Origin of the sequence: Brachybacterium sp. (assembly GCF_036379615.1) — a bacterium.
GTDB lineage: Bacteria > Actinomycetota > Actinomycetes > Actinomycetales > Dermabacteraceae > Brachybacterium.
Genome location: NZ_DASVGJ010000020.1, coordinates 1 through 14,896 on the forward strand (window position 1 = coordinate 1; position 14,896 = coordinate 14,896).

Sequence of the window (14,896 nt, forward strand, 5' to 3'; positions counted from 1 at the left end):
CACCGTTCCCCTGGTCACGGCACGTCGCGCCCGACGCGACAGCGACGACCTCACAGCAGGAGCAGCCGCCCTGCGCTCGGAAGTGCTCGACACCCTCCGAGGCATGCGCGAGCTCGCGGGCGCAGGAGCGCTCGAGAAGCAGCTCGACCGGCTCACCGAGGACACCAGAGCACTCGCACGAGTCCAGTCCCGGGAAGCTTCCCGGCTCGGAGCAGAACGCGCGATTGCCGACATCACCTTCGCCCTCGCCGCGCTCGGAGCACTCTTCATCATCCTCGTCGACCGCGCCGCTATCGCCCCACAGCACGTCCCCCTCGCCGTGACTGTCGCGGTCGCCGGACTCGTCCCCGCCGCACAGATCGCCGACCTGCTGCGCAATGCCGGCACTCTCCGGGCCGCTGCCGAGCGCATCACCGAGGTCCTCGAGCACCCGCCGGCCGTTCATGCCACCACGCGTCCTCCTCGGCCCGAGCCAGCATCGGAGCTGGGACTGGTGTTCGACCGCGTCGGGTTCGCATATGGCGGCGGCGAACGCGTACTCGACGGCTTCTCCATGCATATCCGGCCGGGAGAGACCGTAGCCCTCGTCGGACCATCCGGATCCGGGAAGACGACAGCAGCGCGGCTGGCGCTGCGCATGTGGGACGCCGACGCCGGGGGTATCCGAATCGACGGCACCGATCTCCGCGACATCCCCGATGAAGAGCTTCGCCGTGTCATTTCCACGGTCCCGCAATCCTCACCTCTTCAGCGCGGCACGATCCGCTCCAACATCATCCTCGGCAACCCTGACGCCCCCGATGCAGCGATCCACGAAGCAGCCAGCGCCACCGGCATGTTCGACCCGCACACCAACCTCCCGAGCGGGCTCGATACCCCCGTCGGCGAACACGGGACGGGAATCTCTGGGGGGCAGCGCGCGCGCGTCGCCATCGCACGCGCGCTGCTCAACAATCCCCGCGTGCTCGTGCTCGATGAACCGACAGCCTCGCTCGACCCCGACGCCGACACCGCGATCATGGACTTCCTCAAGCAGTCGAAGGACTGTGCCGTGCTGCTGATCGCGCACCGACCCGACACGATCGCCATGACGAACCGCATCATCAGGCTCGGGGACCTGGAGCACGGTGCCCGGTAGTGCGGCGGAAGGGGCTGATATGCAGGGAGGAGGCGCTCGCGACGTCTCGACGCGCAGACCGGACAGGGGACCCCAGAAGGACGGCTGCTGCGTGGAGGTGATCGCTCGATGACGCAGTTCTCGCGGCGCTCCGCGGCAGGGATCGATCTGGGGCCTCTGGCATGCACCCCTGATCCTCCTGGGATACAACTACCCCAGCAAGCCCGCGTGGCTCGACATGACCGCGATGGTCATCATGTGCATCCTCGTCGGCGCCGTCCTCAGCTGGCTGAGACTCCGGTCCGGATCCGTCTGGCCGCCCGCCCTCGCCCATGCCGCGCTCAACGGCGCCGAGCGGCCAGCACGATTCCCCGATAGGCCACGCCCACCAGCACCAGTCCCACCCCGGCCACGATCGTGCTGCCGGGCAGGGCTGCGACCAGCAGCACGCAGCCGATCACCCCCAGCACCTGCAGCGCCTTCGGGAACAGTCTCCACTCCCCCTGCTGGGTGAGCGCGGCGAGGTTCGCGACCGCGTAGTAGAGCAGCACGCCGAAGGAGGAGGCGGCGATCGCGACCAGCACGTCGGCGGCGAGCAGCACCAGCAGGAGCACGGCGAGCCCGGCGGCGAGCTCGGCCCGCTGCGGCACCGAGAACCGGGGGCTGACGTGGGCGAGCACGGGCGGCAGGTCCCGTTCTCGGGCCATGGCGAGGGCCGTGCGGGAGATCCCTGCGACCAGGGCCAGCAGCGCCCCGCTGGCTGCGGCGGCCGCGCCGACGGTGATGACCACCGCCCACACCCCTCCGGCGCCCACGGACTCGAGCGCGGTGAGGAACGGAGCCGGGCCCCATCCCTGGTCGCCGGGGGCGGGGCCGACGAGCACCAGCACCACGGACAGCGCCAGGTACAGCGCAGCCACCACGGCGAGCGCCAGCAGGATCGCGCGCGGAATGGTGCGGCGCGGCGCGGTGACCTCCTCGCCGAGGGTCGCGACCCGTGCGTATCCGGCGAACGCGAAGAACATCAGCGCCGCGGCCTGGGCGACGGCGAGCACGATCCCGAGCGCTCCCCCGGTGCCGGCACCGAGCACGGCGGCCAGCCCGCCGTCCCAGAGGCCGGTGGCCGACCCCGCGAGGGGGCCGGGGATCTCGCCGGACATCTCGCCGGCGTTGCCCCCGGCGGGAGCGCCCCCGTCGACCCCCGTCAGCCCCGCCGGTCCCGCCGGCCCGGTGGCGAGGCCGATCAGGAGCCGGACCCCGGTGAGCAGGAGCGCCGCGAGCGCGACCGCGACCAGCACTCGGGCGAGCGCCGCGGTGCGGGTGATGCCCACCAGGTTCACGGCGGTCAGCGCCACGACCACGAGCGCGGCGACGAACCGCTGTGCCGGTTCGGGCACCAGGTAGGCGGCGATCACCAGGGCCATCGCGGCGCAGGAGGCGATCTTGCCGATCACGAAGCACCAGCCCGCGAGGAAGCCCCACCAGGGGCCGAGCTGCTTCCGGCCGTAGTGGTAGGTACCGCCCGAGGAGGGGTGCTGGGCGGCGAGCTGCGCGGTGGAGGTGGCATTGCACAGCGCGACCCCGGCCGCGATCAGCACGGCCAGCGGGGCGAGGGACCCGGCGAGGTCCTGGGCGGCGCCGAGGGAGACGAACGCGCCGGCCCCGATCATCGAGGCCAGGCCGATCACGACCGCGTCGCGCAGTCCGAGGCGACGGGAGAGCGACCCGGCGGAGGGGGCGGCGGAGGAGGAAGCGGTCACGAGGATCCGTTCTGCGAGGTCACCGGTGGGCGTGGTCGTGTCGGCGCGCTGTCGCCGGCTTCAGCACGCTGCCTGCAGCGTCAGCACCCTGTCTCCAGCATGACGGGGACGCCGACGGTGTGCCACCGATCGACGTCGGTGCACCGTCGGCGTCCCCAGGGTGCGGCTCCGGAGTGCGGCCGTCGGGGCGGGCCACTGCGTGCGACCCCCGTGCTGCCGGGGCCGTCAGGGGCAGGTGGGGTCAGCCGTGGCGACCGGCGCCCGGGCCGCGGTGGTCGCCGCCCCAGGGGCCGATGCCGTCGCTCTTGTCATGACCCTTGCCATGGCCCTTGCCGTGCTCATGGCCCTTCCCGTTGCCGTGGCCCGGGTGCTCGGGGTCGCAGTGGGGGTGTCCCTTGCCGTTGCCCTTGCCCTTCCCGTTCCCCTGGCCGGGGCCGTTGCCCTTGCCCTTGTCGTGACCCTTGCCGTTGGCCTTGCCCGGGTGCTCGCACTCCCCTGGACCGCCCTCACCGGGGCCCTCCTCGCCGTCGTCGCCGCCCTCGGGGAAGCCGCCGTCCAGGCCCACGATCATCGGGTCATGGTCGGAGGAGCCGAAGGGACCGGTCTCGTAGAGGTCGGTGACGTTGTTCTGGTAGCGGCCGTACTGGACCATCACGGACTCGGGGCCGTTGATCTGCCAGTCGTCCGCGCCGGTGACGCGTTCGGCGCCCGAGGAGTTCGCGATCACGTGGTCCAGCGAGCCGACCATCCCGCCGTAGCTGTAGGACCAGCCCTCGGGGTCGTGGGTCTCCCCGAGGTTCACGAAGCCCTCGTCGTAGAAGAGCTGCAGCGGCTCCTCCTTCGTGTAGGCGTTGAAGTCGCCGCCGTGGAACACGTCCTCGACACCGAGCCCCGATGCCGTCACGTCACCCCAGGTCAGCAGCGCCTCGGCCTGCTGCAGGCGGGAGGTGCGGGCGTTGCCCTGGACCGGGTCCTCCGGGAGGTTCGCATCCTCGGGATCAGCGGACCCCTTGGACTTGAAGTGGTTGATGGTGAAGAAGAACGGCTCTCCCTCGACCTGCTCCTCGCCGCTGCCCTCGACCGGCACGAACACCTGGCCGATCGGCTCGCGGGCGTTGTTGAAGGCCTCGTCGCCGGCGAGGATCTGCGCGCCGCCCTGCGGGACGACCGCAGCGGGCTGGTAGATGATGGCGTTGGTGATGGCGTCCTGGCCCCCGTCGAGGCCGAGTGCCTCGTAGGCGTCACCGGTGGAGATGTAGGCCCAGGTGCCCTCGCCGTCCTTCTCGTTCAGCGCGGCCACCAGGGTGGCGGTGGCCTCGTCGGCCTCCTCGCCCAGGCGGGCGGAGTTCTCGATCTCGGTCAGGCCCACCACCTCGGCGTCGGTGCCGGAGATCGCGTCGACGATCTTGGACTGCTGGCGCTCGAGGTCCTCGGCGCCCCAGGCGCCGCGCAGGTCGCAGCCGCCGCGCACGGTGGTGCCCTCGCCGTGCAGGTTCGTGTACGGCTCGCAGCCGGGGGTGTCCTCACCGAGGGTCGTGAAGTAGTTCAGCACGTTGAAGGTGGCCAGCTGCAGGTCGCCGCCCACCTCGTCGGGGGCGTCCTCGCGGGTGTTCTCGAAGTCCACGCCGTCGGCGTCGGCGGATTCCCACGGGGTGGTGACGTTCAGTCGCCACTGGTCGAAGGAGTAGGCCACCACGACAGGCTCGGTGAACGAGGCTGCGGCGCCGACGCGGACGGGCTCCTCGGTGGTCAGCCAGCTCATCGGCTCGGTGGGGTTGTTCGCGAAGTTCGTGGTGCGGCCGTCGTCCAGCAGCACCAGCTGCTCGGCGCGGCTGTCGAAGTAGGCGCTCGCCTCCTCGCCCGGAGCCATGATGTCGCCGGCCTGCTGCAGCGGCTCGTCGCCGATCGCCAGGCTCACCTCGCCGAAGCGGTTCGTGTTGTACACATCGGTGACGGTGAAGTCGCCCTCGCCCGGCAGGTACAGCATGTGCTCGAGGCTCTCGCGCTGCGCCTCCTCGGTGGGGAAGCCGCCCTCGAGGGTGAGGGGCTCGACGGCCGGGAGGGACTGCTCGAGCTGCTCGAGGCCCTCGGCGCCGACGGTGATCTGCGTGGAGTCGTAGTACTCGGAGACCTCGCCGGTCACGCGCACGGAATCGCCGATCGCGACCTGGTCCATCGTGTCCTGGGAGTAGACGAACACGGCGGTGGAGCCGGAGTGGCTGGAGAGGTCGAGCGCGCCGCCCGTGCCGCCGGTCTGGATGATGTAGCCGTTCAACCCGCCGGTGGCGTAGACCGCGGTGACCACGCCCTCGGTGGTGACGTCCTGGCCGGCGAGAGGGCTGGTCGCCTCGGCGCCCTGGATCTCGGAGATCGTGGCCTCGATGACCTCACCCGGCTCCTCCGGCTCCCCCGGGTCGCCCGGATCCCCGGGGTCGTGCTGCTCGGCGCCCGAGGGCGTCGGGGTGGGCTCTCCGGCGACGAAGTCGGTGGAGTTCTCGCCGGTCGCAGCGACACGGGCCACCGAGGTGGCGTTGGTGGTGGCGGGCGCGGGGGCCTCGCCGGAGAAGGTGGAGGCACCGCCCCAGCCCACGAGGTCCACGACCGCCGGGTCCTCGGCGCAGGTGGCACCGGTGCAGGCGAGCTTGCCCTCGGCATCGGAGAGCGCGAAGACGCCGCCGCTGCCGGAGGCGTTGATGCCGCCGGTGAGGTCCGCGTCCGGCAGCGGGTCGCCGTTGCCGTTGCCGGAGGCGAGCTCGATCAGGAAGGTGCCGCCGGCGGGGACGGACCCCTCCAGGGTGAGCGTGTTGTTGAAGCTGCCCGCCTTCGAGGCGTACTGCAGGGACCAGCCGTCGATCGAGACGTCCGCGTCGGAGGTGTTGACCAGCTCGACGAAGTCGTTCTGGAAGCTCGCGCCGGAGTTGCCGCCGCCTCCGTAGACCTCGTTGATCTGGAGGTCGCCGGGGGTGACGGCGGCGGCCTGAGCGGTGGGGAGAAGGCCGGGCGCGAGGCTCAGGCCGAGGGTCAGTGCGGCGACGGCGCCGCCGACGCGCGCGAGGCGCGAGCGGAGGCCGGGGCCCCGGGCGATGCTGCTCATGGAGAGTGCTCCTGGAGAGGGAGGGTGGGAAGAGTCTGCTGCAGGGGTCCGACGGACGACGCCGACCGGACGATGCGGGGGGTGAGGACCTGGAGGTGACGAGGTGGAGGCTGGGCGGTGCTGCGGCCTGCGCGACGGAGGGGCCGGTCCCGGTGGGGGCGGCCCCTCCGTCATCAGGGGTGGGTCAGGAGCGAGTCAGCCGGTGGCGCAGGCCCAGCGCGCCGAGTCCGGCGAGGGAGAGCAGGCTGATCGCTGCGACCATTCCGCCGAGGCTCACGCCGGTGCGGGCGAGGTCGGAGCGGTCGGAGCCGCCGGCAGTGGTGTCACCGGGAGTGGTGTCGTCCACCGGCGTGACGACGGTCTGCTCGTCGTCCGTGCCGGCGTCCCCGCCCTGGCCGCCCTGGTCGTCGCCGCCCTGGCCACCCTGGTCGTCACCACCCTGGTCGTCACCGCCCTGGCCGCCCTGGTCGTCACCACCCTGGTCGTCGCCGCCCTGGTCGTCACCACCCTGGTCGTCGTCATCGTCGCCGTCGCCCGGGGGCGGGGTGGGGGTGTCGTCACCGCCGTCGGCGCCGCACTCCTCGGGAGCGCCGCCGGAGGTCCAGGTGAAGGCCGGGATGTCGATGACGATCTCGGTGCCGGTCTCGGGGATCGCGGTGATCGTCAGCGGCACCTCGGTGCCCTCGGGGACGCACAGCCAATCGGTGAGGGTGACGTCGGCGAAGAGCCGTCCGGCGTCCTCGACCATGGCGTAGGGCGCCTCGAAGGTGCCGTGCTCGCCCGCGTCCACGACGACGGTCTCGATCTCGGGGGCGCCGAGGCTCTGGGACTCGACGTTGCCGACCCGCAGCACCGGATCACGGTCCACCCCGGCCTCGGAGTCGTACTCGCCGCCGTCGAGGATCTGCAGCTCGAGCTGGCGCTGGCCGAAGCTGGGGTCCAGCTCCGGGTTCGCCTCGAGATACTGGATGAAGGCGTCACGGTCCAGCACGCCGGAGTCGCGCACGTCCTGCGCCTCGGAGAGCGCCCACATGTTGTCGCCGCCCTCGAAGAGGAAGCTCGCGGTGACGATGGTGTAGGTGGCGTCGGGGTCGATCGACTCCCCGTTGACCCGGATGTCGATGATGCGGTCGTCGCGCTCGCGGGTGGAGTCGAAGACGTACTCGACGTTCTCCGAGACGCTGAAGGCGAGGAACGGTTCGTCGCCCTCGTCGACCTCGCCGCCGTCGGCGGAGCGCTGCCACTGCTCCTCGAGCATCTGCGCGAACTGCGCTCCGGTCACCTCGCCCGAGTTCAGCGTGTTGCCGAAGGGCACCATGGAGTTGGCCTCGGCGTAGGTGACCACGCCGTCGCCCTCGGCGCCGGCCGCCTGGTCCCACAGCTCGGCGCGGATGCCTCCGGGGTTCATGAACCCGATGACCTCGTGCTCGCCGTCCAGGCCCGCGTCCTCGAGGTACCACTTCATGGAGTCCGCGAGCATGTCCCCCGCGGCGGAGTGGCGCATGCGGTTGTCGCCCTTGGTGGTGGCCTGGTTGCCGACGGGCGCGGAGGCGGTGCGGATGCCGTCGACGTAGCCGGCCTTGGAGTCGTCCCACGAGGTGGTGATGTCCGAGGCGATGGAGCCGACGGGCTCGGCGCCGACGACGGCGGCCTGGTCGATCGCGTCCTGGGCGATCTCCTCGACGTTCGCGATGACGTCGTTCGAGACGCCGCACTCCTCGCGCGGGGTGCCGGCCTCCTCGTCCGCCTCGGCGAGCGCGGTGTCGCGCAGCTCGGGCTCGCCCACGATGTCCCAGTCGCCGTCCTCGCCCAGCTCGAGCGTCGCGGTGCCGAGGTATGCGGCGCTGGCGCCGGTCTGGATGATCGGGCGCTCCTCGCCGTCCTGGCCGGGGACCGGGGCGTTGTAGTGGTAGGTGCGGTGCGAGTCGCCGTTGAAGATCGCGTCGACCTCGGGGGAGGTCTCGCCGGCGATCTTGTCGAAGATCGGGTCGGTGTTGGCCGGGGCGACGCCGGGCTCCGCGTTCGCGCTGGCACCCTCGTGGTAGGAGGCGACGAGGACGTCGTACTCGATGCCCTCGGCCTCCATCTCCTGGACCACGTCGTTGACCGCGTCGACCGGGTCGCCGAAGGTCAGGCCCTCGATCGCGGCGGGGCTCACCTTGCCGACGGTCTTGGTGGTGACCGCGCCGATCACGGCGATGTTCAGACCATCCTTCTCCACGACCGTGTAGGCCTCGTGGACCCGATTGCCCTCGGCGTCGTACACGTTCGCGGCGAGGTCCGGGAACTCGGTGCCGGGCTCGATGCGCTCCTGGAGGTCGTCGATGCCCTGGTCGTACTCGTGGTTGCCGATCGCGGTGGCGTCCACGCCCATCGCGTTCAGCACGTCGATCGTGGGCTCGTCGTTCGCCACGGCGGATTCGAAGGCGGAGCCGCCCACGTTGTCGCCCGCGGAGATCAGCACGGAGGGGGTGCCCTCGGCACGCACCGTCTCCACCTGGCACACGAGGCCACGTGCGCCGCCGATGGCACCATGGAAGTCGTTGAAGCCCATCAGGGTGACCTGGTCGCCGGGTTCGGCGGCGACGGCGCCGCTCATCGGCACGACGGCGGCGGCGAAGGCCACCGCAGCGGCCCCGAGGCCGACGGACGCGCGACGCGCGAGGCGTCTGCGGGAGGGGACGGGCATGGAGGTCTCCTGGGAACGAAGTGGGAGGCGAGTGGGTGCGAGGTGTGCGGGGGTGCGTCAGCCATCTCACCCCATGCGACACGGGACACGCCGAGGGGTTCTCCCGCCCGGCCGACAGCCGTCATCGAATGTTCACCCAGGAGTGTGACCCGCGTCCCAGGATTGACCGGGGCTCGGGAGATCCTTTGCCCGCGCTTGACCTGGCCCGCGCGATGCCGCTGCGCCCGCCCCGACTGTGAATCGCGCCCCGGAACCGGCGGCATGATCGCCACCGCTCGCGCGCGAGTGGGTAGCATCGGTGAGGACTTCGGACGGTCCCCTCTCCCGCGGCCCCGTCTTCGACTCCGAGCTCGAGAGTTCTCGAGCTCGCACCCCGGGTCACAGCCCGGAACCGCCCGCAGCCCGCCGACTCTCCCCATCACTCCCGCCGACGCCGGCCCCCGTACGGGACACCGCCCGGGTGCCGACCACCGTCACCTCCAGGAGGCCGTCCCATGGTCATGCCGCTGCCGTTCCTCTCCCGTCGCCCCACCGTCCCCGCGAAGGATGGCGCGAGCTGGCCGCATGTGGTGATCCTGGGCGGCGGCTTCGCCGGTGCGCATGCCGTGGGCGCCCTGCGCGACGCCCGCGTGCGCGTGACCCTCATCGACCGCAACGTCTACAAGACGTTCCAGCCGCTGCTGTACCAGGTCGCGACCGCCGGGCTGAACCCGGGGGACGTCACCATGTTCCTGCGCGGGCTCTCGCTGAAGGTGCCGAACATGCGCTACCGCCAGGGCGAGGTCGAGGGCGTGGATCCCGAGCGGAAGGTCGTGTGCCTGGACGAGGGCCAGAAGGGCCGTCAGGAGATCGCCTACGACTACCTGATCGTCGCCAACGGCGCGACCACCACCTACTTCGGCACCCCCGGCGCCGAAGAGCACGCGATGCCGATGTACACCCGCTCCCAGGCGCTCGCGATCCGCGACCGGGTCTTCTCCGAGCTCGAGCGCTCCAGCCGCGAGGCCGGGGTCACCCACGACAAGCTCCACGTGAGCATCGTGGGCGGCGGGCCGACGGGAGTCGAGATCGCCGGCGCCCTGGCGGACTTCCGCATGCAGGAGCTGGACATCCTCTACCCGGAGATGGATCCGGGCACGCTCCAGGTCACCGTGCTGCAGCGCGGTGACGAGCTGCTCAAGGAGTTCTCCACGAAGTACCGTCAGTACGCGGCCGACGAGCTGGCCGATCGCGGCGTGGTGCTCCGGCTGGGCCGCGGGGTGAAGGAGGTCGGCTACGACCACGTGGTGCTCGACGACGACTCGGTCCTCGAATCCGACATCACCATCTGGGCCGCCGGCGTCGCGATCCCGGAGTCCGTCTCCGAGTGGGGCTTCCCCCAGGACAAGCGCGGCCGCCTCGCCGTGGACGACTACCTGCAGGTCAAGGGCTTCCCGGGGGTCTACGCCGCCGGGGACATCGCCGGCCAGGACGAGCCGCTCCCCCAGCTCGCGCAGCCCGCGATCCAGTCCGGCCAGGCTGCAGCCCGTGCGATCGCCGCGGAGGTCGCCGGCAAGCCGCGCAAGAAGTTCACGTACACCGACCTGGGCACCATGGCGACGATCGGCCGTCACGCCGCGATCGCAGAGATCCCCGTCCTCGGCGGTCTCTCGGGCTCGATCGGCTGGGCCGCCTGGCTCGGCGTGCACGTCATGAAGATGATCGGACATCGCAACCAGCGCGCGGTCGCGATGAACCTGGTCTCCCTGTACAGCGGCACCCGCGCCACCCACCAGCCGAACCCGGTGGTGGGAGAGGTCGACTCGCTGCGCGCGGCGAAGGTCTTCGAGGAGCAGGCCGCGCACCGCCTGTTCGGCGCCGGTGCCGGCGCCTCGTCCCCCTCCGACCTCGCCGCCGCGAAGGCCGCCCCGGGCGCGGCCGACGCCGCCGCGCCGACGAAGGACTGACGGCCCCGACTCAGGACTGATCGCGCCACGGCGCCAGCGCGCCAGCGCGCCGGCGCATCACCGGACCAGAACCGCCCCGTCCCCGCTCCTGCGGGGGCGGGGCGTCGTGCTGGACGGAGATCCATCGCGCTGAACGGAGATCCGTCGCGCTGGACGGGGATTCCTCGCGCTGAACGGAGATGCTCCGCGCGATGACGGGCAGACGAACTCTGCGGGAACTGCGACGCATCGTCCCTGGTCGGCGCTGGGAGCGCCCGAAGGAGGGTTGACACCCTTGGGTGGCCCTCCTAGGTTTTAGCCACATTCTTACGTAAGTGCGTTCGAGCCGATCGGCAACGCGCACCCTCGGCACCAGGCGGTGGGCACGACCCATATGAACGATGTGACCAGCAGGCAAGCTCCCCTACGGGTCGGCCTTGTAGGCGCCGGCCAGCGAGCGGCGTCTTACTTCCGTAACATCCCTGACAATATGCAGGAGTCCGTGCGGCTGACGGCGATCTCCGATCCCGATCCCCATCGCCGCCAGGCCTTCGCCGATCTCCTGGGCGCCCGCCCCGCGCTCTTGGACGACGGCCTCGCGATGCTCCGCGATCCCGAGATGGACGCCGTGGTCGTGGCGACCCCGAACGACCAGCACGTGCCCAGCGCGGTCGCCGCGATGGAGCGCGGGCTCCCGCTCCTGCTCGAGAAGCCCGTCGCGACGACGCTCGAGGACCTCGGCGCGCTGTGGCGGGCAGAGCAGGCCCGCCCCGGCGGACGCACCGTCGTGGGATTCGTGCTCCGCTACACCCCCTTCTACGAGCGGGTGCGCGAGATCGTCCGCTCCGGTCGGCTCGGCGAGATCCTCTCCGTCCAGGCCGACGAGAACCTCGGCACCGGGCTGACCATGGTGCAGTACCAGGGCTGGCGGCAGGACGTGACCCGCTCCGGTGGCTGGATGCTCGAGAAGTGCTGTCACGACCTCGACGTGCTCGGGTACGTGCTCGACTCCCGCCCCGTGCGCGTGCACTCGATGGCCTCCGCGCTCGCCTTCCGGCCGCGGCCCGAGGCGGAGCAGCTGCCCCGGTTCCGGCCAGCCGCCGGCACCGGGGAGATCGACTACGGGGATGCTGCCGCGAAGCAGGTGCTGCGCGAGACCGATCAGCACTCGCCCTACGCCCTCTCGGGCCTCCCCGACCGCCAGGTCGCCACGCTCGAGTTCGACAACGGCACGCTCGCGACCTTCACTGCGGTGATGGCCCAGCCCCGCTCGACCCGTCGGCTGCGGATCTTCGGCACCGAAGGATTGCTGGAAGGGGACCTCTCGGCGCGGACCCTCGACCTGTCGTTCGCTGATCCCGCCGGCGGCCCCGGCTCCACCCGGGAGCACGAGGAGGTCCGGACCGGGACCAGCGGCCACCACGGCGGTGACGAGATCCTCGGCGACACCTTCTGGCGCCTCGCCGCCGGGGAGGAGCGGACCCCGCGAGCCGATCTCGCCGACGGCATCGACGCAGTGCTGGGCGCGATGGCGCTCCAGGACTCGGCCCGCACCGGCCTCCCGGTGGACCTCGCTCCGCTGCGTCAGCAGGTCTTCGGCACCATGCAGCCGGTGCGCTGATGGGACGGCCCACCACGCAGGCGGACGCGGGGGCGCAGCCCCTGGTCCCGGCCTCCCGTCGCCGCCGTCTGCGCCGCGGTCTGGCCGCGAGCTGGCAGCTGTACCTGCTGGCCGCGCCCGCGCTGATCTTCTTCCTGATCTTCAACTACGTCCCGATGTACGGGGTGCAGATCGCTTTCAAGGACTTCATCGCCACCCGCGGGATCACCGGCAGCCCCTGGACCGGGCTGGAGAACTTCGAGCGGTTCTTCGGCTCGTTCTACTTCTGGAGACTGCTGCGCAACACCCTGGCGCTGAGCATCTACCAGATGCTCCTGTTCCCGCTCCCGATCATCCTCGCGCTCGCGCTGAACGAGCTGCGCAGCAGGTTCTTCAAGAAGTTCTCCCAGACCCTCACCTACGCCCCGCACTTCGTCTCCACCGTGGTGGTGGTCGGCATGATGTTCGCCTTCCTGGACCCGAACACCGGACTGATCAACCACGTGCTGGGCCTCGTGGGCCTCGACCCGATCCAGTTCATGCAGGATCCGGGCTGGTTCCGGCACCTGTACGTGTGGTCCGGGGTGTGGCAGTCGCTCGGCTGGGGCACGATCATCTACCTCGCCGCGCTCGCGGGCGTGAACCCCGAGCTGCATCAGGCCGCTCAGGTCGACGGCGCGAACCGCCTGCAGCGGATCCGGCACGTGAACCTCCCCGCCATCATGCCCACGGTGGTCATCCTGTTCATCCTCGACTTCGGCAGCTTCATGTCCGTCGGCTTCGAGAAGGTGCTGCTGATGAGCAACGACCTCAATGCGAGCACGGCGGACATCATCCAGACCTTCGTCTACGAGACCGGTCTGCTCCAGGGCCAGTACAGCTATGCGGCGGCCGTGGGCCTTTTCGACTCCGTCATCAACATCCTGCTGCTGATCACCGTGAACCAGCTGGCCCGAAAATTCTCCGAGAACAGTCTGTGGTGACGCCATGACATCGACGACGCCCTCCGCCCCGGCGGAGACCTCCACGCGGCTCGACGGCACGCGAGTGATCCACAAGGCCGTCGGCAGCCGCGACGACAGGTGGTTCGACCGCCTCAACGTGGTCTTCGTGCTGCTGGTGGTGGTGATGATCGGCTACCCGCTGTGGTTCGTGATCATCGCCTCGGTCAGCGACCCGCAGGCCGTCCAGGCCGGACGGGTGTGGCTGTGGCCCGTCGAGGCGACCCTGGACGGATACCGGCGCGTGTTCGGGCACTCGGCGATCTGGATCGGATACCGGAACTCGATCGTGTACACCCTGGTCGGGGTCGCGGTGCACCTGGCCCTGGTCCTGCCGTGCTCCTATGCGCTCTCTCGCGCGCACATGATCGGCCGCACGGCCGTGACCTGGTACATCCTGTTCACGATGCTCTTCTCCGGCGGCATCATCCCCACCTATCTGCTGGTGCGGAACCTGGGCCTCCTGGACACCATGTGGGCGGTGATCCTGCCGGGCGCCGCCGGGGCCTGGTCGATCCTGGTGGCTCGCGCGTTCTTCACCCAGACCGTGCCCGAGGAGCTCGCCGAGGCCGCGAAGGTCGACGGTGCGAGCGACCTGCAGACCTTCCTCCGGATCGCGCTGCCGCTGTCCCTGCCGATCATCGTCACCCTCGGCCTGTTCCACGGGGTGGGCCTGTGGAACGAGTACTTCAAGGCGCTCATCTACCTCAGCGACCGCGACAAGTTCCCGCTGCAGCTGGTGCTGCGGGAACTGCTGATCGTCTCCCAGGACCCCTCCGCCGGGGGCGGAGGCGCCGGGACCGGCGGGGACGCCGGCTCGATCGTCGAGCAGGTGCGCCTGGCCTCCCTCATCAAGTACGCGGTGATGATCGTGGCCTCGCTGCCGCTGCTGCTCATCTATCCCTTCCTGCAGCGCTTCTTCACCCAGGGCGTGCTGATCGGTTCGGTGAAGGGATGACGGCCCGCAGCTCCGGCCTGCTGGGCGGCTCCGGCCGGTCCGTCGGTTCCGGTCTGCTGGGCGGGCTGGATGCGCTGGTGCACCGCGCCGTGCAGCTGGTGTGGCTGAACCTGTGGTGGACGCTGCTCACGCTGCGCGGCGGGATCGTGCTGGGCATCGGCCCCGCGGCCGTCGGCGCCCATGCCGTGGCGAGCGCCTGGGCCCGCGGGGAGCAGGAGGTCGACGTGCGGAGCATCATGTGCGCGCGCCGGCGCATGCATCGTCGGCCCGCTGCCGCCGCCGGGCTGCTCGCCGTGGCGCTGCTCATGTCCCTGGCGCTGACCTGGTGGCTCTCGCGAACCCAGGCCCCGATCCCGGCGGCGATCACCCAGGGGCTGGTGCTGCTGGCCGTGCTGCTGCTGGCCACGACGCTCCCGTACCTGGCGCTCGTGGTCGAACGGACCTCCGCGAGCGGCGCTGCTCCACCACGACTCTCGCACCTGTTCACCGCCGGGCTCGCCCTGGGCATGTCCCGGCCCGTCCTGTCGCTCACCCTGATCGCGATCTGGCTCGGCTGGCCGCTGCTGCTGGTCCTGTCCGGCTGGCCCGGGCTGCTCCCGGTGATCGGCGTCGGCGTCCCCTTCGCGGCCTCCGCCTGGTGTCTCGAGCGCGCGCTCCCCCGCGCCGCGCCATCCCCGCACGACCGGCCGCCCCGCACTCCCCTGTCCCACGACCCCCTGCCCGCCCACGACCCTGCACCGCACTCCCAGCAC

At 71.1% G+C, this 14,896-nt stretch carries 9 protein-coding genes and 1 pseudogene; 7 read left to right on the top strand and 3 right to left on the bottom strand.

Features of this window, described 5'->3' with window-relative positions; translation table 11 throughout:
* Positions 1-103: 103 nt before the first annotated feature.
* Both VF289_RS04335 and VF289_RS04340 read left to right on the top strand, forming a co-directional pair.
* Positions 104-1,138, top strand: a complete 1,035-nt coding sequence (locus VF289_RS04335) for an ABC transporter ATP-binding protein (RefSeq protein ID WP_330881447.1) — start codon at positions 104-106, stop codon at positions 1,136-1,138.
* Positions 1,139-1,316: 178 nt separating this feature from the next.
* Positions 1,317-1,406 (top strand): annotated as a pseudogene (locus VF289_RS04340) (hypothetical protein); the annotation flags it as partial.
* A gap of 52 nt (positions 1,407-1,458) precedes the next feature.
* Here VF289_RS04340 and VF289_RS04345 read toward each other — a convergent pair.
* The 3 genes from VF289_RS04345 to VF289_RS04355 form a co-directional block, all read right to left on the bottom strand.
* The gene (locus VF289_RS04345; RefSeq protein WP_330881449.1) at positions 1,459-2,877 is read right to left on the bottom strand and encodes an APC family permease; all 1,419 of its coding nucleotides are present in this window, start codon (positions 2,875-2,877) and stop codon (positions 1,459-1,461) included.
* 241 nt (positions 2,878-3,118) lie between these two features.
* On the bottom strand, positions 3,119-5,971 hold the full coding sequence (locus VF289_RS04350; RefSeq protein WP_330881451.1) for an ExeM/NucH family extracellular endonuclease: 2,853 nt from the start codon (positions 5,969-5,971) through the stop codon (positions 3,119-3,121).
* A gap of 184 nt (positions 5,972-6,155) precedes the next feature.
* On the bottom strand, positions 6,156-8,660 hold the full coding sequence (locus VF289_RS04355; RefSeq protein WP_330881453.1) for a bifunctional UDP-sugar hydrolase/5'-nucleotidase: 2,505 nt from the start codon (positions 8,658-8,660) through the stop codon (positions 6,156-6,158).
* Positions 8,661-9,160: 500 nt separating this feature from the next.
* Here VF289_RS04355 and VF289_RS04360 point away from each other — a divergent pair, with 500 nt between their 5' ends.
* The 5 genes from VF289_RS04360 to VF289_RS04380 all read left to right on the top strand — a co-directional run.
* Complete coding sequence (locus VF289_RS04360) at positions 9,161-10,606, top strand: NAD(P)/FAD-dependent oxidoreductase (RefSeq protein WP_330881461.1); 1,446 nt, start codon at positions 9,161-9,163, stop codon at positions 10,604-10,606.
* 373 nt (positions 10,607-10,979) lie between these two features.
* Positions 10,980-12,206, top strand: a complete 1,227-nt coding sequence (locus tag VF289_RS04365; protein ID WP_330881463.1) for a Gfo/Idh/MocA family oxidoreductase — start codon at positions 10,980-10,982, stop codon at positions 12,204-12,206.
* Positions 12,206-13,168, top strand: a complete 963-nt coding sequence (locus VF289_RS04370) for an ABC transporter permease (protein ID WP_330881455.1) — start codon at positions 12,206-12,208, stop codon at positions 13,166-13,168. The genes VF289_RS04365 and VF289_RS04370 overlap by 1 nt, the downstream gene beginning before the upstream one ends.
* A 4-nt stretch (positions 13,169-13,172) precedes the next feature.
* On the top strand, positions 13,173-14,144 hold the full coding sequence (locus tag VF289_RS04375; RefSeq protein ID WP_330881457.1) for a carbohydrate ABC transporter permease: 972 nt from the start codon (positions 13,173-13,175) through the stop codon (positions 14,142-14,144).
* Positions 14,141-14,896, top strand: a 756-nt coding sequence (locus tag VF289_RS04380) for a DUF624 domain-containing protein (protein ID WP_330881458.1), incomplete at its 3' end; no start/stop codon positions are given. The genes VF289_RS04375 and VF289_RS04380, both read left to right, overlap by 4 nt.